We start from the raw sequence: 21,536 nt of genomic DNA on the forward strand, positions 1-21,536 counted from the left end.
GTCTTCGGCTACGCCTCTTACCGCGACGTGCTTGAGAGACGTGTGCGCGACGAGGTCTGGTATCCCTTAGTAGTCTTGGGATTAGGGGGGCTTACTGCCGACCTACTCCTTCTCGACACACAGACCGTGGCTGTCTTCGCCGCTATCAGCCTACTCTTCGGCGGCGTCTTCGGATACTTCTTCTACCGCATAGGTGCCTTCGGTGGCGCAGACATGAAGGCGATAGTAGTCCTGAGCCTTCTGTTCCCTGTCTATCCCGACTTCTGGGGTCTTCCCGTAGTCCGGTCGGAAGCCGGGGTCTTCATACTCACAGTCCTCGGAAACACAGTCGTAGTAGGTGCTCTGTATCCTCTGGGTCTCCTCGTCGAGAATATCTTGAGACACGGATTCAGTAACCCCGTCCTGATGGTGGTCGGCAGACAGGTCAAAGTTGACGACTTACACACGCGACATGGACGTATTCTGAAGCTACCCGACGAGTCTATGACCTTCTCGGGAACTGATCTCGACTTTTTCCGTGACTACGTAGACTGGAGGGATCTCAAGTCGCTGTCGGAGGTCGACGCCTCAGATCTGCATCTGAGGGAGTTCGTCAACGAGACCGACTGGGTCACCGACGACATAGAGAACGACGAGGAGGAGATGAGACGGATACTCAAGGCGGACAAAGTCTGGATAACCCCTGGGATACCCTTCATACTTCCTATGACGGTGGGTCTCGTCGTAGCTCTGACCTACGGTGACGTCGTATATGCCGTCTTACGCTGGCTTTTTCTGACGTAGCGGCGTACTCGGTGTATGGCTGAGACAGAAGACATAGAGATAGACTTCGGCGAAGACGGTCTCGTCCCTGCTGTCACACAGGACGCCGAGACGCGAGAGGTTCTGATGCTCGCCTACATGAATCAGGAGGCTCTCGAAAAGACGCGAGAGACGCGCGAGGCACATTACTATTCGAGGTCGCGCGACGAGATATGGCACAAGGGAGCCACGAGCGGACACACCCAGGACGTCGACGAGATACTCGTCGACTGTGACGCCGACGCCGTTCTACTCAAGGTCGAACAGGAGGGCGGCGCCTGCCACACCGGCTACAGGTCGTGTTTCCACAGAAGAGTAGACGGCGAGGTCGTCGGCGAGAAGGTCTTCGACCCCGACGAAGTTTACTGATTACTGATACTGACTACTGATCACTCGTCGTCTTCCCTCATATTGGGAGGGAGGAGGTTCGGGATTCCGTCTTCTATGGGGTATGTCTCGTCACAGTCCTCACAGTAGAGACTACCCTCGATTATCTCGCCGTCGTCGTCCTCCTCGTCGACAGTGAATTCGAGGTCGGACTTACACACCGGACAGCAGATTATATCCATTAGGTCTGGCTTCATGGCTTGTCAAACGGGTTGGTACGGATTATAGTTTGCTCTCTTCCGGGACCTACGCTCACGGCGTAGAACTCGGTGTCGAGTTCGTCCTCAAGGTACTCGACGTAGGCGCGCGCGTTCTCGGGTATCTCGTCGTAGGTCTCTATCGCGTCCCAGTCGACGCCTTCCCAGCCGTCGAATCTCTCGTAGACGGGCTCACATCTCGCCCAGTCGTCCATGTCGGCGGGGATACTCTCGACACGTTCGCCGTCGAGGTCGTACGCCTCACAGACCTTGACCTCATCGAGACCGTCGAGGACGTCTATGCTCGTGATCACACCTCCAGTGAAGTCGTTTATGCGTGAGGCGTGTCTCACCATCGGAAGGTCGAACCAGCCGACACGTCTCCGTCTGCCCGTCGTCGTGCCGTACTCGTTTCCGACCTCGACGAGATGGTCTCCGACGTCGTTTTCGAGCTCTGTCGGCAGGGGTCCTGTTCCGACGCGCGAGAGGTACGCCTTCATGACACCGACGGTCTCGTCGAGACGTGTCGCTCCGACTCCGGTTCCCGTACACGCTCCCCCGACTGTGGTGTTAGAGCTCGTGAGGTACGGGTATATTCCGTGGTCTATGTCGAGCGATGTTCCCTGTGCGCCCTCGAAGAGGACGTCGTCGCCGTCGTCGAGTCTCTGGTTTATGACTTCGCTCGCGTTTATTATCCAGTCTTCGAGCTCCTCGCCGTACTCGACGTACTCCTCGTATATCTCGTCGACGTCGAACTCGTCACCCGCTTCGAGTCCGTAGACGTCCTCTACGACAGCTCTCTTACGCGGAACGACGTACTCTAGCTTCTCTCTGAGTCTGTCGGGGTTGAGAAGGTCGAGCGCGCGCACTCCACGTCTTCCGACCTTGTCCTCGTAACACGGTCCTATTCCACGTCCCGTCGTTCCGGCTGCCATGTCCCCCTTGGCGTCCTCCTCCATTCCGTCGAGGACGCGGTGGTACGGCATTATGATATGTGCGCGCTCCGCGAGATACAGATCGGGGTCGATACCCTTCTCTCTGAGCTCTTCTATCTCTTCGAGGAGGACAGTTGGGTTGACGACACAGCCGTTGCCGACGACTGCTGTCTTACCTCTTATGACGCCGCTAGGGACGAGATGGAGCTTGAACTCCTCACCGTCTGCGACGACGGTGTGACCGGCGTTGTCTCCTCCCTGAAAACGGACTATGACATCCGCTGACTCCCCGTAGAGATCGGTTATCTTTCCTTTGCCTTCGTCTCCTAACTGAGAACCGACTATAGTTACTCCTGCTCCCATTCTTCTACCTCTATTACCCTCTTGATCTTCCTCGCGCGCGTTTTAGTAGCTTTCGTTATCCTCGGCTCGGTCTCTCATCTCCGGGTCTATCTCGTGAGGAACGTCCGTGATTACTCCGGCTCCCATACCGACGAGTTCGAGAGCCCTCCCGACATCGTTGACAGTCCACGCGTTGACTTCGAGACCTCTCTGGATCGCTTCGTCTACGTATTCCGGGTCGACGAGGTCGTGGTGGGGATGTACCGCCGACGCGTCGACCTCCTCGGCGACACCGAATCCGTCCCCCTCCTCGAAGAGAGGCGCGAGACCGTGGTTCGACTTCTCGGCTAACTCCCTCAGAGCCGCGTAGTCGAAAGACGAGACGATGACGTCCCCCGGGTAGCCTTCGAGGAGGTCGAGTACTGCGTCGGTGACACGTCTCTCCTTCACCTCTATGTTGAGGTCTAAGCCGTACTCCTCGGCGGCTTCGAGAGCCTCGTCGAGACGTGGGACGACGTCCTCTATTTCCTCGTACCTGTATGAGTCGAGTCTTCCCGTCTTCGAAGTCGTCCTGTCGACTGTCTCGTCGTGGAGGAGAACAGGAACACCGTCCTTTGTCGCTCGGACATCGACCTCGACCACATCGACGTACTCCGCCGCTTTTTCCACCGCCTCTACCGTGTTCTCGGGTGCGAGAGAACAGCCTCTATGTCCGATGAGTCTCGTCATACCCCGGGTACGAAACGCAGACTCTAAAGCACTACGTGACTACTATACAACAGTTCATGGAGTCTTCTGTTCCCGACTACGACCCCGATCAAGTATATAAAGAGGCTGAGGAGTTCGTGCGACAGGCTTACTCCGAACTCGGAAAGGAAGACGAGATCGACGAACGTCTCGAAGAGATAAGATCCTCGATAGACGAGACTGGGCATTACGAACACACCTACGAGGAGCTCGAACACGGGGCGCGGATGGCGTGGCGTAACAGTAACAGATGTATAGGACGTCTCTTCTGGGACAGGCTCAATGTCATAGACGAGCGCGGACGTGAGACTGCCGAAGGGGTCTATGAGGCTCTGTGTGACCATATCGAATACGCCACTAGTGACGGCGACATAAAGCCCGCCATATCGATATTCAAGCCGATGGTACGGGGCGAACAGCAGGTACGTATCTGGAACTACGAACTCGTGCGTTACGCGGGTTACGAGACAGAAGACGGCATAATTGGTGACCCCGACGAGGTCGAGTTCACCGAGTACTGCGAGTCGAGGGGATGGGAGACCGAGGGCGAGAGGACAGATTTCGATCTACTTCCTCTCGTGATACAGATCCGGGACAACGAACCCGAGATCTTCGACGTCCCCGACGAGATTGCTCTCGAAGTCAGTATACGCCATCCTGAGTACGACTGGTTCGAGGATCTGGGTCTGAGATGGTACGCTGTTCCGATAGTCTCGGACATGCGTCTCGAAATAGGAGGACTCCAGTATACCGCCGCGCCCTTCAACGGCTGGTACATGGAGACAGAGATAGGCGCGCGTAACTTCGCCGACGAGGACAGGTACGACATGCTTCCCGAGGTCGCCGAGGGACTCGGGTACGACATATCGAACCCGCGCACACTCTGGAAGGACGAGGCGGTGGTCGAGCTAAACAGGGCGGTTCTCCACTCGTACGAGGAGGACGGCGTCAAGATAGTCGACCACCACACTGCAGCCGAACAGTTCGAGGAGTTCGAGGAGGAGGAAGAAGACGAGGGACGCGAGGTCACGGGGAAATGGAGCTGGCTCATACCTCCCGTCTCGCCCGCGACGACACATATCTTCCACAAGCCCTACGACGACACTGTGAGGACACCCAACTACTTCTACCAGGACGCTCCGTACGAGAACGACGACGAAGACTAAAACCGTCTTTTTAGCCTAAGTCAGTTATAACTGTTTTTCGGTCAGATGTAGAATTACGATGTCGCAGACACAGACAGCCCGGGCTTCCAAGCACCGACGTGACGACTACAACGATGAACGGAGAGCAATCGTTGAGTATCTCAGAAAGAGATCCGAAGAAGGGAAGGTCTTCTTCAAGAGCAAAAAGATTGCCCGCGACCTCGGAATCTCGGCGAAGAAGGTCGGCGCTAATCTCGGAAGGCTGTCGGAGGAGTCGGATCTTCCCGTCTCGATAGAGAGATGGAGTCAGAGCAATGCGACGACTTGGAAGGTAGAGCCTCGCTAGGATCTGTGGAAAGGCTTCCTCGAAACGGTTTTTCTGAGGTCGCCTACTGACTCCTTTCCGACGTCGGAGTCAGGCGACGTGAAGGCATCTATTATTGCCATCACTTCTCTGCGTGATATCTTTACGTCGCCCTCTAAGACGACGTCGCTCGGACGTGACCTGAGTTCACGGAGTGTAGCGACCGCGAGGAGGAAAGGTACTGCCCACGCCTCTAAGTTGTTGCCGTCTTTCTCGGGAACCTCCTCGAGATACGTCTGTGAGTCGTCGAGGTAGCCCTCGGCGCGGTCTACGACACGTCTCACGACTCTCGCGACGGCGTCGGCGTTCTCTTCATCCGCGACCTCCTCCTGTCCTACGCCTTCTTCTTCGAGCCACTCGGCGGGGAGGTAGACGTTGTTCTCCTCCTCGTAGTCCTTCCTGACGTCCTTGGCGACGTTGACCAACTGGAGGAGGAGACCGAACGAACGTGAGTTCTGTCTCAGAACATCGACCTTTGTCTTCGACTTCGATGCACCTCTCACGACGAGGTTAGTTATGAGGTCGCCTACGGTTCCGGCGACGTACCAGCAGTACTCCTCTAACTCCTCGACTGAGTGTATACGTAGACCGCCCTTCGACGAGTATCTCTCTACGAACTCAGACATCCCACCTACGAGCTCCTGTACAGGCGGGAGTATCGCCCTCCGGCTCTCGGGCGAGAACGACCTGAATACTCCTACGACGCGCGAGGCGTTGCCCACGAGCTTCCAGTCGTCGTCGTTCCCGTCGGGAATCCATTTCTCGACCTCTTCCTCGAACTCCTCGGGGTCGGCTCCTTCAAGTACGTCGTTGTATCTGTCGAGTATCTCAGCCTGTTCCTCAGGAGGTATATGTCCGGCGTCCTCAACGGTATCGGCGATACGGCAGAGGAGATAACCTACACAGATATACGATGACATCGGCTCGTCGAGTAGATCCACAGTGATAGCAAACGTGCGCGAGACGTCCTGGACAGTGTCGTAACACCACTCCAGGTCTTCATCCTTAAAGTTCCTGTCTCCGAGGTCGAGGCTGGACTCTTCCATGTTACCCTATATAATCCAACCAAACAAAAGGTTAAGGTACTTTGGTTACCGTTCGACTCCTAATACGGCGGCGACTGACCTGTGATGACCTCCGAGACGTTGGCGAGCTCGTCGCTGAGGAGAACTACCATATCGTCGAGCGTGACGATACCCGCGAGTTCGCCGTTCTCGACTACGGGACATCTCCTTATTCCCTCGTCCGACATCGTCCTCAGAACCTCGAAGACACCGTCGTCTGCGTCGGCAGTCACGAGGTCGGTCGTCATTATCTCGCTTACGGGTGCTCCGCCGTCGACTCCGTGTCCCATCTCCATCGCTATCTTCCTGTCCGTCACGAGCCCCTCAGGAGAGCCGTTCTTCTCTATCACGACACTCCCGACGCTCTCGTCTTCCATTATCTCACACACTCCGGCTATGCTCTCTCCCCTATCTGCGGTCACGACGTCTTCTCTGGCGATATCTTTTACTGTCATTTTCTTTCTCTGGATGTCTGTGGTATCTGTCGGGCGATACCCTAGAATGATCACAATTAATACTTATGAGCTTTGGGGCGACTGGATAAAACGTGGTTCATCTATATTGGTATATAGAAATATATATTTAAATCGGTAAAAAATACAGATATGTATTCAGATATATACTCATTCCGTTAGGTTTATGTTTGTCTCAACTGCTTCTCAAAGTGATGTCAGACCAAGACGGAGTTTCGAGACGTGACTTACTCAAGGCAGCGGGTGCCGCAGGTATCGCCGGACTCGCAGGATGTACCGGAGGCGGAGGAGGAAATGGAGGAGAGCAAACTACCGACACCAACGGCGGAGGTCAGCAGACACAGAACGGCGGAGGTCAGTCTCAGGATCAGAACCAGCAGCAGTCTCAGAGTAGAGTAGGACCTCTGACGGCTGACGGATCTTCGACTGTCTACCCCATAACGAGCCAGGGAGCCTCTGTGTGGAACTCGAACCCTCCTGCTGACGACAAGGAGTACTGGGGACCGGGTCAGTACGGCATAGACACTGACAAGCCCCTCGCCGACTACTGGGCAGGTCTCTACGGCTTCGAGCCCAAGGATAGCGGTCAGCCCCCCTTCATGGTCAACGTCGGACTCAGCCACTCGGGCACGGGAGTCAACAAGGTCATGCAGGGACAGGTTGACATAGGAGACTCAAGTGCTCCCGTCGCCGACGAGCTTCCCGACCTCTCGCAGTCGAAGCTAGACAAGTTTGTCGACCACGTAGTCGGAGTCGACGGACAGCCCATCGTTGTCTCGCGTGAGATCTATGACGCAGGAGTTACTAAGCTCACGGGGGATCAGCTCAGAGCTATCTACAAGCAGGAGATCACCAACTGGAGCGAAGTCGGAGGTCCCGACAAGAAGATACAGGCTGTTGGACGTGCGGTCGGGTCGGGAACCGACACAGCCTTCCGTGCGAACCTCTACGGCGACCCCGAAGCATCTATAAAGCCCGATGTCAGAAAGGGAGAGAACCAGCAGGTTCAGACACTCGTCGCCAACTCCGACAACGCCATAGGATACATGGCTCTCGCCTTCATCCAGCCTAATGGACAGGTTCCCCCTATAGCACTCGAACTCAACGGCACAACCTATGAGTACGGAAAGAACCTCGGTGCGAAGGGATACCCCCTTTCGCGTGACCTCCACTGCTACACCTACGACGGAACATCCAAGAAGGAGGCTGTGTTCATACGTATGCTCCTAAGCGAGTACGGACAGAAGAACTTCGTCGAGCCCAACAACTACTTCAAGCTTCCTGAGAGTAGACGTGAGGAGCAGCGTGCGAAGCTCCCCGATACCGTGGTGTAAGTAGACGCGAGTAGAGCTCTTCCCCTCTACACCTTATCTCGACGGGCTCCGTGTTACTGTGTCTGCTAGCTCGGTGGAGAAGAAGAGAGTTTAATACACCAGAAAAGATAAGACCAAAACAATGCTGGATGATGTAGAACTGACAGGAAAGACTCAGACCGACAGTACCTCAGGCTCACGTACGGGGGTCGTCGGTCTACAGATACTAGGTGCTGTCTCCGTGATGGCTGCTTTCGTCGGATTCCTTCTCCAGGCGTCGTGGACTGTTTATCCTCTCAGCGTCTTCGTAATGTCTGCAGCCTACGGATGGTACTCCTATCAGAAAGAAACAGCGCGATCCCTCGCGTTTCTCACCACTGTTTTCACGGTTCTGGTTCTCGGGCTCATAACAGTCTATCTCTTTCTCGAATCGATACCAGTCTTCCGAAGTATGGGTATTGAGATATTCATCCCCTTTGGAAAAGATATCACATCCCCCATAGCGATGTGGAATCCCAACAAGGACTATTACTCACTCGCACCGATGATGTGGGGGACTCTCATAACGACTCTGATAGCGATGGCGATAGCGGGTCCTCTTGGCGTCGCGGGCGCTCTCTTCATAGGGGAGATAGCTCCGAGACGTGTCAGGGAGGTCGTGAAGCCCGGGGTCGAGATACTCGCTGGAATACCCTCGATAGTCTACGGCTTCATTGGATACGTCATAATCAACGAGTACATGATGCAGGTCTTCGCACTCCCTACCTTCGGAAGTCTCTTCGTCGTTGGAGTCGTCATCGGAATAATGGCTCTCCCAACAGTTGTCTCTGTCGCCGAGGACGCAATAGACAGCATCCCCGAGTCGACTAAGAGCGGATCTCTCGCTCTCGGAGTCACCGACTGGGAGACGATGAAGAGCATCACGATACCCGCGGCTGTCTCGGGTATCTCGGCGGCGGTTCTACTCGGAGTCGGAAGGGCGATAGGAGAGACGATGGCTGCGACTGTCATACTCGGACATTCTCAGGTGTTTCCCGAACCGGTCTACAATATCTTCGGTAACACTGAGACGCTCACGAGTCTAATAGCAAGTCAGTACGGTAATGCCCATGGTACCCATATGAAGGCTCTCTTCTCGGCGGGTGTCGTGCTGTTCGTCACAGTTCTCGTGATATCGGTTGTGTCACAGATGATAGAAGCAAGAATGAAACAGAAGTTCCAGGGTCTACAGTAATATGAGTGGGAGCGAGGCATACGAGACCGAACTCATAGAGGAGGAGGCATCGCTTTACGAGTGGTCAGCAGTCGGAGCCGCGGCGTTGGGCTTCTTAGTCTTTCTTCTGAGCAACGCCGTTATACTCAGACTGGTTGACGTAGAGTCGGAGATACTCGGAACGACAGTCTTCAGTCTGTTCGGCTTCGGACTGTTAGTAATAGGAGCCGGAGTCGTGGGACTCGGTCTGTCGTCGTACCTCGGCTTCGTGGAGACCGATCCGAGCCAGACCTCGGGGATCTTCGTCGCCGCAGTCTTCGGCTTGATAGGAGTACTCGGATTCTGGATCGCGGCGGGCTCCTTAGTAGTAGGCGTGGCTGCGGGTCTCTTAGTCGCAGCCTTCACGGCTTACGTCGACGAAGACCTCGGGTCGACGGCAGTCCCGGGTCTTCTCTCGGTAGGTATCGGTCTCGTCTTCGTAACAGGTATAATAGACCCGGGATGGTCGTGGAACCCCGAAGGGATCTCAGTTACCTTCAGTGCCACGGTCGTGGTTCCGGCTCTCTCCGCCTTCAGTAGCCTTCTCACGACCTGGACTTCCGCGAAGGCACACGGTGACTTCGGAAGCCGAGGACGTCAGAAAGGAGCCTTCGTACTCATAGGTCTCAACGCCTTCGGTATGCTAGCTATTCTTCTCGCTCTGATACTCTTCGTGACAGCCAAGGGTCTCCCTCAGGTCGTGGAGGGTGCCCAGGTATTCCCCCCGAAGGTTCCTTTCGTTATGAACAGCTACTCGATACTCAACCAGTACAACGGCATATTCCCCGCAATAGTCGGAACCGTATGGCTCGTCGTGGGAGCCGTCCTGTTCTCGGTTCCGCTCGGAGTCGGAGCCGCGGTCTTCCTCACCGAGTATGCCGAACAGGGTAAGTTCACACGTGTCGTCGAGACAGCGACTAACGGACTCTGGAGTACACCGAGCATAGTCTTCGGTCTCTTCGGGTACGCCTTCCTCGTTCCCCGGTTCGGAAATACTTCTTCGCTTCTATCGGGCATGATAGTTCTTGGATTTATGCTCCTTCCTCTCGTTCTCATAACGACACGAGAGGCACTCAAGAGCGTCCCGAAGGCATACAGGGATTCGAGTGCTGCACTCGGCGTCAACAAGTGGGAGACTATAAAGAGCGTAGTGCTTCCCGCGGCGATGCCGGGAATAACCACAGGGGTCATACTCGGGGTGGGAAGGATAGCCGGCGAGACCGCGCCTATACTACTCGTGACCTCGGGACAGCCGTTTCCCCAAGCCGCGGTCGATGTCTTCAGCTTCAGCGGCTCCTTCCCGTTCGTCTCGGCTAACTTCTCGGAGCTTATGCAGCCTTCGAGTGCTCTCCCGTACCAGCTTTACGCCATAATAACAGCGGGTGTAGGAGGCAACGAGGAGTTCGGCTGGGGAACAGCCTTCGTTCTTCTCTTAGTCGTGCTGTCGTTCTACGCCATCGGAATAGTATCGAGGAAATACTTCAGGAGGAAGTTAAAACATGAGTGACATAGAAACAGAAACCGGTTCCGAAGCCGGGACTGAGACAGAAGTAGAGTCAGATCCAGATCTAGAGAGTCGGTCACGTGAGTCGAGCTCAGGAGGAGTCAACACGACCAAGGGAGAGACACACGAGGAGATACAGGACGAGTGGGTCGAGTACGACTTTGAGGGCGACGCGAAGATATCCGTCGAGGATCTCGACGTCTACTACGGGGACGAACAGGCGATACGGAGTATCTCGATGGACATACCCGAGAAGAGCGTCACGGCTCTTATCGGTCCGAGTGGCTGTGGAAAGTCGACCTTCCTGAGATGTCTCAACCGTATGAACGACCGCATAAAGTCGGCACGTGTCGAGGGTACAGTCGAGATAGACGGCAGGGACATCTACCAGGACAACACTAACCTCGTCGAGCTCAGGAAGAGGGTCGGAATGGTCTTCCAACACCCTAATCCGTTCCCGAAGTCGATCTGGGACAACATAGCCTACGGTCCGAGGAAACACGGCGAGGTTCGGAAGGGTATAGTCGACAAGCTTCTCGGGAGGAAATCGGAAGAAGAAGAAGAGATAGTCAAGAGATCGCTTAAACGTGCGGCTCTGTGGGACGAGGTCAAAGACCGTCTCGACGACAACGCACTCGGAATCTCGGGAGGACAGCAACAGCGTCTCTGTATCGCGCGGTGTCTCGCAGTTGACCCCGAGGTGATTCTGATGGACGAGCCCGCGAGTGCTCTCGATCCGATAGCCACAGCGAGGATAGAGGATCTCATAGAGAGCCTCGCCGAGGACTACACAGTCGTCATAGTGACACATAACATGCAACAGGCGGCGCGTATAAGCGACCAGACGGCTGTCTTCCTCACTGGCGGAGAGCTCGCTGAGTACGACGAGACCGACAAGATATTCGAGAACCCCGAGAGTCAGCGCGTCGAGGACTACGTAACAGGCAAGTTCGGTTAAAGACCTAACCTATCTAACCTGACATGACTATCAGAGAAAGAGAAAAAGACGACGAGACAGTGACAGAAACCCGATCCGAATCCGAGAAAGAACACACTCGGAAGAGCTTCCGAGAGGATCTCGACGAGCTTCAGGAGGGTGTCACCGAGATGGCGGAGGCGGTCGTCGAACAGTACGAGAGGAGTCTCGAAGCCTTCGAGAACGACGACGAGGAGCTTGCACGTGAGGTCATAGAGTCGGACGATGAGATAAACGACCTCTACCTCAGTCTCGAACAGGACTGTATAGATCTGATGTCACTCCAGCAGCCTGTCGCGAGTGACCTGCGTCTCGTAGTCGGCTCGTTCAAGATAATCACCGACCTCGAACGTGTCGGCGACCTCTCGACCAACATCGCCGAGTACGCCCTCGAAAGCAGGGACTCGGTCATAGAAGGCGTCGAGATCGGGAACATAGCCAGAAACGCTCTCAAGATGCTGAGGGAGTCGGTACAAGCCTACGACGACGCCGACACACGTATACCCTACGAGATTGCGGCAGAAGACGAAGACCTCGATGAGGCGTGTGGCGAAGTGGGTCAGGGACTCATGAGGAGCCTGATCGAGAAGTCTGGGTCGGAGGCGGAGATAGACGACGTCCTCCACGAGGCGAGACATATAGTCCTCGCTATACGTGACATAGAGAGGGTCGGTGACCACTCTGTCAACATCGCCGCACGTGTCCTGTATATCGCACAGAACGAGGAGGAGCTCGTCTACTGAGGCCCGACTCAGACAGGAAAGACCTTTCCGAGTAGACGTAGTACTTAGAGACAATGCCCCGAGCCTCTAACCGTTACGACCCAGACAGACACGAAGAGTACCTCGCGTGTCCCAGAAGCAGATGTACCGCGAGGAACGCTCCACCCGACTCCGACGACTTCGAGCCTCACTGCTGGAAATGTGGCGTAGAGCTCCCACGTAAACAGCCCGTGAGTGTCGGCGACGAGGTCGTAGTCGAGATAACCGACATACACCAGAGCGGTGAGGGGCTCGGAAGAACAGACGACGGCTTTATAATACTCGTAGACGGAGTAGTCCCGGGCGTCAAGGTACGTGCACGCGTCTCCGAGGTCAAAAGCTCCTACGCCAGGTCTAAGCTCATAGAGAGACTCCCTGACGACGCCGACGAGGAGGTCATAGAGTCAGACGACGAGAACGACTCCGATACAGAGACCGAGACAGACGATCCCGCTCTCGGAAGCCGCGACAACTTCTGGGGCTAAGCCCAACAAAAGATATTTATCTGTGTAAATTAATGATAAACCGTGATGTATACTCCACGGGAGCACAGACACGGAAATATACTTCTACTTCTCCTCCTGACGTTTACCGCCGTCGGGGTAGTCCTCACCGCAGATCCCGAGACGGGGACACGTCTCCTCGAATCCGTGAGGATCTGACCCACTCCAGCGACAGATTTATAATCCTCAGTTCCTAATATATAAATGTATTCATCGGTGACGGAGTTCTCGTCGACGGCTAACTACCGAAGACAGTATACGTAACCGTCACGAATAACCGAGTAAGTAACCAGTACGAGAGGTTCATCTGTGACAAAATATGAAAGCGAAAGAGTACGAAAAGAAGAAGGAGTTCGAGAGGCTCTCCGAGATAAAGGGGGGCAACACCGAGCTAGTCTCACTCTACATATCTCCGGGGAGCAACATCGCCGACTACAGGGACAGGATACGTACCGAGATCTCGGAGGCTGACAACATAAAGAGCAAGGAGACGAGACAGAACGTCAAGTCGGCTCTCCAGTCGATACTCGACGTCCTCGGCAACTACAGACAGACGCCCGAGAACGGTCTCGTGATATTCTCGTCGAAGGACGAGACTTACGTCTTCGACGACCTCGAAACCCCGATAGACTCGTCACGTTACCACTGTGACTCCGAGTTCCTCATAGAACCCTTGGAGACGTCGCTCGACAGCTCGACGACCTATGGTCTTGTCATAATCACGGAGAACGAGGCGAGCATAGGCGTCTTGGAGGGCAACACAGTGAGGGAGAGGAAGCATATGGAGAGTAACCTCCACGGTAAGCACAAGGCGGGAGGTCAGAGTGCCCAGCGTTTCGCGCGTGACAGGAGGGAGAAGAAGAAGAGATTCTTCAAGAAGGTCGGTCAGAGCGCGGGCAAGATACTCGACTCCGAGGAGATAGACGGCGTGATAGTCGGAGGAACCGAGATCACGAGGAAGGACTTCCTCGATGGCGGATACCTCCACCACGAGCTTGAGAAGATGATAATAGGCAGGTTCGCTGTCTCTTACGCCGGCGAGAGCGGTCTGAGACAGCTCGCAGACGCCGCCGACGAGGTCATCTCTGAACAGAGAATAAACGAGGAGAAAGAGCTAATCGAACGTTTCTACTCCGACCTACGTGAGGGCAAGAACGCCTACGGAGTCGACAGGGTCGAGGATCTCGTCGAACACGGCAGAGTCGAGACCTTACTCATATCGGAGGACGTCGAGGGAGAGAGGTACGAAGAGCTCGCCGAGAAAGCCGACGAGATGGGAGGCGAGACTGAGTACATATCGACCGACTTCGACAAGGGAGAACAGTTCTACCAGAGCTTCGGCGGAGTCGGAGCTATTCTGAGATGGTAATACGAAAACAGCGAGTCTGACGTATACTTCTTTTCCCCATTCCCCCACGAACAGGTATACGGTGTCACCCTTTCTTTTCTATGCCCTCCCGTTCCCCCTGTGAGAGAGCACATATAATCCGTAGACGCCCTGTCTTAAACCATTAACTATCATTAGGATAGTACTACACGCGTAGTCGCTGCTTTATCTTCTACAGTAAATCCACTAAATATGGACACATTTCCAATGTATATACTCTATTTACGGAATATAGAATTAAAAGAATCATGAACTGTAAGGGGATTAAGTACCATGTTTATTTCGACAAGACATAAATAAGTAGGTGTATTTGTAGTATATGTGGTGAGAAAAAGAAGTATGTACGGTATAGGCGGAACCGAAATTAATAAAGTAAAGTCTGGACGGACGTCTTTCGAAGATCACAAGGTGGTAGCATGACGACCCCCGACGAGGTACTTGAGGAGATAGACGAGAAGGACGTGGACTTTCTGCGTCTCCAGTTTACGGACATCCTGGGAGTAGTAAAGAACGTCTCGGTACCCGCCGACCAAGCCGAGAAGGCGTTCAAGGAGGGTATCTGGTTCGACGGATCGTCGGTAGACGGATTCGTGAGGATACAGGAGTCGGACATGCGTCTCGATCCCGACCCTGACACCTTCGCAGTCCTGCCGTGGAGGGACAAGGACGGCTCGAAGACAGCACGTCTCATCTGTGATGTGACCGACACCGACGGAACGCCCTTCGAGGGCGACCCGAGACACGTCCTCAAACGCGCCCTCTCGAAGGCTGACGAGATGGGTTACGACGTCAACGCTGGTCCAGAGCCCGAGTTCTTCGTCTTCGAGACTGACGACGGAGACCCGACTATGACGCCCCACGACTCGGGAGGCTACTTCGATCTCGCTCCGAAGGACATGGCGAGTGATCTCCGACGTGACATCATACTCGCTCTCGAAGAGATGGGATTCGACGTCGAGGCTAGCCACCACGAGGTCGCCGAAGGACAGCACGAGATCGACTTCAAGTACGACGACGGTCTGACGACTGCCGACAACGTCGCTACCTTCCGTTCGGTCGTGAGGGCGGTCTCAGAGCTAAAGGATCTCCACGCGACCTTCATGCCTAAGCCGATATCCGAGATAAACGGAAGCGGAATGCACACACATCTCTCGCTCTTTGACGAAGACGGAAATGCTTTCCACGACCCCGACGACGAGTTCGGTCTCTCGGATACTGCGAAGTCGTTCCTCGCCGGACTTCTCGAACACGCACCAGCGATCACGGCGGTCACGAATCCGACAGTCAACTCGTACAAACGTCTCGTGCCGGGATACGAGGCTCCCGTCTACATCGCTTGGAGCGACACCAACCGTTCGGCTCTGATACGTAAGCCCGCCGCGAGAACGCCCGCAGCGTCACGTATAGAGCTGCGCTCTCCCGATCCGTCTTCGAATCCCTACCTCGCCTTCGCGGTCATACTCCAGGCGGGACTCGACGGAATCGAGAGAGGACTCGAAGGTCCCGAGCCTGTCAGGGAGAACATATACGAGTTCGACGAGGACGAGCGCGACGAGTACGGCATAGACACACTGCCGAGTAACCTCGACGAGGCGATCGACGCCCTCGAAGAAGACGACGTCATACTCGACGCTCTCGGTGACCACGTCGCAGAGAAGTTCGTCGAGGCGAAGAGACACGAGTGGAACGAGTACAAGGCGTACGTCTCCGACTGGGAGACGGAGAGCTACTTAGAGAAGTTCTGAGGTGACATAGAATGAGAACCACATCTAAACACGACACAGAGGAAAGACAGAGAGAGGTGGCATAGATGGTAGAGCTAGAGGTACTCACGAACGGTGTCAACGCGATCTGGGTCCTCACAGTTACGTTCCTGATATTCTTCATGCAGGCGGGCTTCGCGATGCTCGAAGCCGGACAGGTGAGGGCTAAGAACGTCGCCAACGTCCTGATGAAGAACATGATGGACTGGTCGCTCGGAGTCCTCGTATACTTCTTCGTGGGACTCGGAATAGCCGGAGTCGCGGCGGGACTCACGTCTTCAGGAGGCTTCTCAGTCGCCGAGTCGTTCGCCTACATAAACGACTCAAGCGCGTGGGTAAGCTGGCTCTTCGGCGCTGTCTTCGCTATGACAGCCGCGACGATAGTCTCGGGTGCGGTAGCCGAACGTCTCAAGTTCAAGGCGTACGTCTTCTACTCGGTCGGCATCACGGGGGTCGTCTACCCCGTAATACAGGGATTCGCATGGGGCGGTGGTCTCCTCTCAGGAAACGGCTTCTTAGGCGCGGCAGTCGGGGTCGGCTACCTCGACTTCGCGGGAGCCACAGTCGTACATATGCTCGGAGGCGTCGCGGGTCTCGTAGGAGCTTACATGGTAGGACCGAGACGCGGCAGGTTCGACTCGAAGGGTGACAGCGTCCCGATACCCGGTCACTCGATGACGCTCGTCGCTCTCGGAACTATGATACTCGCCTTCGGATGGTACGGCTTCAACGTCGGAACACAGGCAACCGTACTCGCAGTCGAGAACGGCGCGCTCGCCTTCAAGGGTACCGCACTCGGACGTGTAGCACTCAACACCACACTCGGAATGGGTGCAGGAGGAGTCGCAGCCGCACTCACAACAGTCTACACCGAAGGCAAGCCCGATCCCCTCTTCACTGCGAACGGCCTTCTCGCGGGACTCGTCGCCGTGACAGGAGCAGTCCCCCACGTGACGTGGGTAGGCGGTCTGATACTCGGTCTTATAGCCGGAGTCCAGCTTCCGTTCGTCTACAGATGGGTAGTTGACGTTCTCGGCATAGACGACGTCTGTGGCGTCTTCGCTGTTCACGGAAGCGCGGGTGCGATAGGGACACTCCTGATACCCGTCTTCGCAGTATCGGGATTCTCGGCGACACAGCTTGCGATGCAGGCTGTCGGAATAGGAGTCATAACCGTCTGGACAGTCGTCGCGACATACTTCATATTCAAGCTCGCACAGGTCACTGTCGGTCTCAGGGTCTCTGAGTCGGAGGAGATAGAGGGTCTCGACGAGGGCGAACACGGAGTCTCGGCGTACCCCGAGTTCAGCGGAAGTGGCGGTAACGCGGGAGCCGGAGAGACAGCAGTCGACGGAGGTGAGAAGAGATGAAGAAGGTCGAGGCGGTGATACGTCCCGAGAAGCTCGAGGACGTCAAGGAGTCTCTCTCCGACGCAGGCTTTCCCTCGATGACGGTGACTGACGTCAAGGGGCGCGGTCTCCAGGAAGGTGTGACTCAGTCGTGGAGGGGCGAGGAGTACAACGTCGACTTCCTCAACAAGACGAGGATAGAGATAGTCGCCTCAGAGGAGGACGTCGATGAGATAGTCGATGTCATAGCCGACAGCGCGAGAACTGGTGATATAGGTGACGGAAAGATCTTTGTCTCGCCCGTCGAGACAGCCGTCAGAATACGTACCGGAGAGGAGGGAGACGACGCTGTCTGATATGAGAGTGAGCATGAAGGAGAAGTCCGAGACTGAGACAGTCACCGAGTTTGAGACGCGTCTCGATCCCGAAGCCACGACCAACGAGATAACCTCGTTCATCCGGAGTTACGTAGAGGACGCGGGAGCCGACGGAGTCGTCGTGGGTCTCAGTGGGGGCATAGACTCGACAGTCGCGGCGACAGTCGCTGTCGAAGCCCTCGGCTCCGAGCGGGTCTTGGGTCTCGTACTACCGACCGAGTCGACGCGGGAGTCGAACACCGAGGACGCAGTCGAAGTCGCTGAGTCACTCGGAATCAACTACGAGATGATTGATCTCCAGCCAGTCGTCGATAGCTTCACGGACGCGATGGGGCGACTCGACGAAGCGGACGACAACGACAAGAACAAGAAAGCCGTCGGAAACTCGAAGGCGAGACTCAGGATGACTTCCCTCTATTACGTCGCCAACGCACGAGACCTACTCGTCCTCGGCACAGGAAACCGAACCGAGCTACTCCTCGGATACTTCACGAAGTACGGCGACGGAGGTGTCGACATACTCCCACTCGGCAGCCTCTACAAGACCGAGGTGCGTGAGTTAGCGCGCCACGTTGGGGTTCCCGACCGGATAGTCGAGAAGACCCCTACAGCGGGTCTCTGGGAGGGTCAGACAGACGAGACGGAGCTAGGCGCGCCCTACGAGACTGTCGACGAGATACTGCGTCTGATGGTCTCGTCGGACGTAGACCTCGATGACTCCGAGATTGCCGAGTCGATCGACACCGATGTCGATACCGAGACGGTCTCGGGCTTACGTCGGATGTACGAGTCAGCCGAACACAAGAGGGTACCACTCCCCATGCCATAATGGAAGAGATAGCCCAGAATCTCTACTTCGTGGAGGCTGACAAGCCCGGGAGCCACACCTACGTCTTCGAGGGCGAGTCGAGAACCGCGGTCGTCGACCCGGGTCTGAGCTCGAACTACGAGAGGGTCGTCTCGGAGGTCGGGGAGCCCGACATACTCGTGAACACGCACGAGCATTTCGACCATATAGGTGCTAATCCGAGGTTCCAGGACGACTGTCTCGTCGCAGCACACAGGTACTCCGCCGTCAAGATGGTGACAGGCGACGACGACGTCATGAAATGCAGGGCGAACGGACAGCCAGAGGAGTACGAGGTCGATCTCTGGCTCGAAAACAACGCCTTATTCGACCTGGGTGGTAAGCGGCTCAAGATCCTCCACACCCCCGGACACACCTCGGGGTCTCTGTGTGTCTACGACACCGAGACACGCGCTCTCGTCACGGGAGACACAGTCTACGCATACGGCACTATCTCCGACATCTACAAGTCGGGGAGCTACGGAGAGTACGCCAACTCGCTCCGGCGACTCAACAACTTCAGAATAGACGTTATATGTCCGGGTCACGGAGATATATCGTATGATCCCGAAGAGACTCTCGAAAAGTCGATCACAAAAGCCGAGGAGCGGATAGCTTAGGATGGAGCCGAGAAAGATACAGCAGGTCGGCAAGAGCACACTCACTGTCTCCCTCCCGAGCGACTGGGCTGAGAGATACGGCGTAGAGAAGGGCGACCACGTCTATCTCTTCAGCGGAAACGACTCGTCACTCACGATATACCCGTCAGTCTCGGGCTCCGTATCTGTCACGAAGGTCACCCTCGACGCCGAGGGACGACCCCCGATAGTCGTAGAGAGATCGATAGTCGGAAGTTACGTCTTAGGAAGGAAGGAGATAGTGATAGAGTCGGAGTCGGAGGAAGGTCTCACAGACGCACAGACCGACGCGATATACAGAGCCGAGGAACAGCTTATGGGTGCGGGTGTGATAGAGGAGCGTCCGAGTAAGGCGGTTCTGAGGTTCTCGGTAAACCCCTCTGAGTTCTCGGTCAACGACCTACTCGGACGTCTCAACTCGACCGCCGAGACGATGAGAGCGGAGGCTGTCGAGACAGTCCGAGATCCGACGGAGGATCTCCCGAGGAGAGGCGCTGACCGCGAGAAACACGCCAACAAGGTCTTCGTCCTCATACTCCGTCTCTTACTCACAGCCCAGCAGAACCCCGTCCTCGTCGACAAGATAGGTCTCACGAATCCCTTACACATAGTCGGTGCGAGGGCGGCGGCAAAGAGCCTGGAGAGATGTGCCGACTACGCAGCCGAGATGTCGGAGAACGCCGAGGAGGCTACGCGCGAGGGCGAGGACGGATCGCCCTTCGAGGACGAACTCGTAGACGGTCTCGAAGATCTCATAGATCTCACCGACTCGGTCTGTGACCACGCGCTTGAGAGTCTCAGGAGAGGCGACATAGACGCAGCGACACAGACACGTGACCTCTTCGAGGACGTCAGAGCGAAGCAGGAGGAGTTAGTCTCCGAGGCTTTCGAGGATCTCGACGACGTCAAGAGTCTGATGAGGTTCAACGACACCGTCTCGGCTGCTACACAGTCGGCGAAGGAGGGCGTCGAGATAGCCGAGGTGGGATCGAACAGGGCACTTGAGTCCTCGGGAGACGGCATAGAGCTCGAGTAGGGCAGAACAGAGAACAGAGTTCCACAACCTCTTTCTATAACGCGAGAATAAGACGGCTTAATGAGCAAGTCTCAAGACAGGGGAATACTGGGTTATGTCTCAGACCTCGGACCCACGTGGCTCGCGGGTGCTATAGCCGCGGGTCCCGCGACGATGGCGAGCCTCCTGACAGCGGGGGCGTCGTTCGGCTACGAGCTTCTGTGGATAGTCGTCCTCTCTGCGGTTCTCGGCTCGGTGTCGCAGTACCTCGCGATGCGTCTCGGACTACTCACCGAGGAAGGCATAGTATCGACCGTCGAGAAGCATCTCGGCGAGGGCTGGGCGTGGCTACTCGTCGTCGATGCCGTCTTAGCCGCGGGTCTCGCACAGCTCGTTATAATGAAGACTGTCGCCGACGTCAGCGCGACTGTCACGGATATAGACGCGCGGATATGGGGTGTCGCGTGGGCGGTGATACTCGCGGCAGGTCTCGCGGGCGGAGGCTACAGGATAGCCGAAGTCGGTGCTAAGATACTCGTCTCGGGAGTCGTGATCGCCTTCGTGGCTTCAGTGTTCGTGGTTCCGGTTGACCTCGGATCAGCCGCAGCGGGTACTGTGCCGAGGATACCCGGAGGCTTGAGCGGTGCGGTGACCGCGGCTGGCGTCCTCGGAGGTGCGGTACATATAACACTCATAACGATGCAGTCGTACACTATGAGGTCACACGGCTGGAGACGCCGAGACTACGGCGTCGCGACCTTCGACGTCGTGACCTCTATGCTGGTCGCCTTCGGCGTATACAGTCTCGCGATATTCGTCGTCGCGGCGTCGGTTCTCCATTCGCCTGACATCAACGCCGCCGACCTCACAGCGACATCCGCAGCGCGCGCACTCGAACCCATAGCGGGTCAGAACGCTAAATGGCTCTTCCTGATGGGACTCTGGGGAGCCGCAGTCTCGACGCTCGGCGGAAACACGGTCGTGCCGCCGTACCTCGTCGCCGACAAGCTCGACTGGGAGAAAGACGTCTCCGACCTACGTTACCGTCTACTCCTCGTCTTCGTCGCGGGGATAAGCGCGGTCGGGGCTTTCCTAGGCGGGAGCTTCTTCCCTCTCCTGGTTCTCGTCCTAGCCTTTGGGCTCGTCGGAACACCTTTCGCGCTCGCCATCGTCCTCTATCTCCTCAACTCGGACGCCGTCGACACCCCGAACCCGACAGTCCTAAACCTCGGCGGACTAGTCCTGATAGGAGTGACCTTCCTGACAGCTACGTCCTTCGTCAGACAGCAGCTTTCGGGTGGACTCGGCGATCCACTCGGAGTCTTCGTGGGACTCTACACCGTAGTCCTCACGACTGCGGTACTCGTTCTCGGGGCATTCGCCGTCGAGGGGTAGA

Annotated in this window: 24 protein-coding genes; 19 read left to right on the forward strand and 5 right to left on the reverse strand. The window is 56.1% G+C overall.

All coding sequences use genetic code 11. The annotated features are described in order from the left end of the window. Together SV253_04015 and hisI are read left to right on the forward strand one after the other, a co-directional pair. Positions 1 to 783 (forward strand): A24 family peptidase C-terminal domain-containing protein (locus SV253_04015; GenBank protein MDY6775230.1); only part of this gene is annotated, 783 nt, incomplete at its 5' end. A gap of 15 nt (positions 784 to 798) precedes the next feature. Then, positions 799 to 1,170 carry a phosphoribosyl-AMP cyclohydrolase gene (gene hisI, locus SV253_04020; protein MDY6775231.1) on the forward strand — a complete coding sequence of 124 codons (372 nt, stop codon included), beginning with the start codon at positions 799 to 801 and terminating at the stop codon, positions 1,168 to 1,170. Between the two features lie 20 nt (positions 1,171 to 1,190). Here hisI and SV253_04025 read toward each other — a convergent pair whose 3' ends face one another. Genes SV253_04025 through SV253_04035 form a run of 3 tightly spaced genes read right to left on the reverse strand, consistent with a single transcriptional unit; the run spans position 1,191 to position 3,391 of the window. After that, positions 1,191 to 1,385, reverse strand: a complete 195-nt coding sequence (locus tag SV253_04025; GenBank protein MDY6775232.1) for a methytransferase partner Trm112 — start codon at positions 1,383 to 1,385, stop codon at positions 1,191 to 1,193. Further along, positions 1,382 to 2,683, reverse strand: coding sequence for an adenylosuccinate synthase (locus SV253_04030; GenBank protein ID MDY6775233.1), 1,302 nt, complete (start codon positions 2,681 to 2,683; stop codon positions 1,382 to 1,384). Before SV253_04030 ends, SV253_04025 begins: the two co-directional genes overlap by 4 nt. Positions 2,684 to 2,725: 42 nt before the next feature. Continuing rightward, the gene (locus tag SV253_04035; GenBank protein MDY6775234.1) at positions 2,726 to 3,391 is read right to left on the reverse strand and encodes a glycerophosphodiester phosphodiesterase family protein; all 666 of its coding nucleotides are present in this window, start codon (positions 3,389 to 3,391) and stop codon (positions 2,726 to 2,728) included. Positions 3,392 to 3,447: 56 nt separating this feature from the next. Between SV253_04035 and SV253_04040 the strand changes: the two genes are divergently transcribed. Then, positions 3,448 to 4,575, forward strand: coding sequence for a nitric oxide synthase oxygenase (locus tag SV253_04040; GenBank protein MDY6775235.1), 1,128 nt, complete (start codon positions 3,448 to 3,450; stop codon positions 4,573 to 4,575). 58 nt (positions 4,576 to 4,633) lie between these two features. Then, positions 4,634 to 4,900, forward strand: a complete 267-nt coding sequence (locus SV253_04045) for a hypothetical protein (protein ID MDY6775236.1) — start codon at positions 4,634 to 4,636, stop codon at positions 4,898 to 4,900. Here SV253_04045 and SV253_04050 read toward each other — a convergent pair. Next, positions 4,897 to 5,964 carry a phytoene/squalene synthase family protein gene (locus tag SV253_04050; protein ID MDY6775237.1) on the reverse strand — a complete coding sequence of 356 codons (1,068 nt, stop codon included), beginning with the start codon at positions 5,962 to 5,964 and terminating at the stop codon, positions 4,897 to 4,899. The two genes, SV253_04045 and SV253_04050, sit on opposite strands and share 4 nt — an antisense overlap. 59 nt (positions 5,965 to 6,023) lie before the next feature. Then, complete coding sequence (locus SV253_04055) at positions 6,024 to 6,437, reverse strand: CBS domain-containing protein (GenBank protein MDY6775238.1); 414 nt, start codon at positions 6,435 to 6,437, stop codon at positions 6,024 to 6,026. Between the two features lie 212 nt (positions 6,438 to 6,649). Here SV253_04055 and SV253_04060 point away from each other — a divergent pair, with 212 nt between their 5' ends. The 15 genes from SV253_04060 (at position 6,650) to SV253_04130 (ending at position 21,535) form a co-directional block, all read left to right on the forward strand. Further along, on the forward strand, positions 6,650 to 7,789 hold the full coding sequence (locus SV253_04060) for a PstS family phosphate ABC transporter substrate-binding protein (GenBank protein ID MDY6775239.1): 1,140 nt from the start codon (positions 6,650 to 6,652) through the stop codon (positions 7,787 to 7,789). A gap of 121 nt (positions 7,790 to 7,910) precedes the next feature. Next, positions 7,911 to 9,002, forward strand: a complete 1,092-nt coding sequence (gene pstC, locus SV253_04065; protein MDY6775240.1) for a phosphate ABC transporter permease subunit PstC — start codon at positions 7,911 to 7,913, stop codon at positions 9,000 to 9,002. Between the two features lies 1 nt (position 9,003). Next, positions 9,004 to 10,527, forward strand: coding sequence for a phosphate ABC transporter permease PstA (gene pstA / locus SV253_04070; protein MDY6775241.1), 1,524 nt, complete (start codon positions 9,004 to 9,006; stop codon positions 10,525 to 10,527). Beyond that, positions 10,520 to 11,482, forward strand: a complete 963-nt coding sequence (gene pstB, locus SV253_04075; GenBank protein MDY6775242.1) for a phosphate ABC transporter ATP-binding protein PstB — start codon at positions 10,520 to 10,522, stop codon at positions 11,480 to 11,482. The genes pstA and pstB overlap by 8 nt, the downstream gene beginning before the upstream one ends. A gap of 23 nt (positions 11,483 to 11,505) precedes the next feature. Next, the gene (phoU, locus tag SV253_04080) at positions 11,506 to 12,243 is read left to right on the forward strand and encodes a phosphate signaling complex protein PhoU (protein MDY6775243.1); all 738 of its coding nucleotides are present in this window, start codon (positions 11,506 to 11,508) and stop codon (positions 12,241 to 12,243) included. Between the two features lie 53 nt (positions 12,244 to 12,296). Beyond that, positions 12,297 to 12,746, forward strand: coding sequence for a TRAM domain-containing protein (locus SV253_04085; protein ID MDY6775244.1), 450 nt, complete (start codon positions 12,297 to 12,299; stop codon positions 12,744 to 12,746). A 45-nt stretch (positions 12,747 to 12,791) separates the two neighbouring features. Beyond that, complete coding sequence (locus SV253_04090) at positions 12,792 to 12,923, forward strand: hypothetical protein (GenBank protein MDY6775245.1); 132 nt, start codon at positions 12,792 to 12,794, stop codon at positions 12,921 to 12,923. A gap of 160 nt (positions 12,924 to 13,083) precedes the next feature. Beyond that, on the forward strand, positions 13,084 to 14,133 hold the full coding sequence (prf1, locus tag SV253_04095; GenBank protein MDY6775246.1) for a peptide chain release factor aRF-1: 1,050 nt from the start codon (positions 13,084 to 13,086) through the stop codon (positions 14,131 to 14,133). 434 nt (positions 14,134 to 14,567) lie between these two features. Beyond that, a complete protein-coding gene (glnA, locus tag SV253_04100) occupies positions 14,568 to 15,896 on the forward strand; it encodes a type I glutamate--ammonia ligase (protein ID MDY6775247.1) in 1,329 nt (442 codons plus the stop codon). A gap of 65 nt (positions 15,897 to 15,961) precedes the next feature. Continuing rightward, on the forward strand, positions 15,962 to 17,284 hold the full coding sequence (locus SV253_04105) for an ammonium transporter (GenBank protein ID MDY6775248.1): 1,323 nt from the start codon (positions 15,962 to 15,964) through the stop codon (positions 17,282 to 17,284). Continuing rightward, positions 17,281 to 17,619 (forward strand): P-II family nitrogen regulator, encoded by a 339-nt coding sequence (locus SV253_04110; protein ID MDY6775249.1) that lies wholly within the window; start codon positions 17,281 to 17,283, stop codon positions 17,617 to 17,619. Before SV253_04105 ends, SV253_04110 begins: the two co-directional genes overlap by 4 nt. Position 17,620: 1 nt before the next feature. Then, positions 17,621 to 18,469, forward strand: a complete 849-nt coding sequence (locus tag SV253_04115) for an NAD+ synthase (GenBank protein ID MDY6775250.1) — start codon at positions 17,621 to 17,623, stop codon at positions 18,467 to 18,469. After that, on the forward strand, positions 18,469 to 19,107 hold the full coding sequence (locus SV253_04120; GenBank protein ID MDY6775251.1) for an MBL fold metallo-hydrolase: 639 nt from the start codon (positions 18,469 to 18,471) through the stop codon (positions 19,105 to 19,107). Before SV253_04115 ends, SV253_04120 begins: the two co-directional genes overlap by 1 nt. Before the next feature lies 1 nt (position 19,108). After that, on the forward strand, positions 19,109 to 20,161 hold the full coding sequence (locus tag SV253_04125; GenBank protein MDY6775252.1) for a phosphate uptake regulator PhoU: 1,053 nt from the start codon (positions 19,109 to 19,111) through the stop codon (positions 20,159 to 20,161). A gap of 60 nt (positions 20,162 to 20,221) precedes the next feature. Further along, complete coding sequence (locus tag SV253_04130; GenBank protein ID MDY6775253.1) at positions 20,222 to 21,535, forward strand: divalent metal cation transporter; 1,314 nt, start codon at positions 20,222 to 20,224, stop codon at positions 21,533 to 21,535. Position 21,536 lies beyond the last annotated feature (1 nt).

Source organism: Candidatus Afararchaeum irisae (assembly GCA_034190545.1).
GTDB classification, from domain to species: domain Archaea; phylum Halobacteriota; class Halobacteria; order Halobacteriales; family Afararchaeaceae; genus Afararchaeum; species Afararchaeum irisae.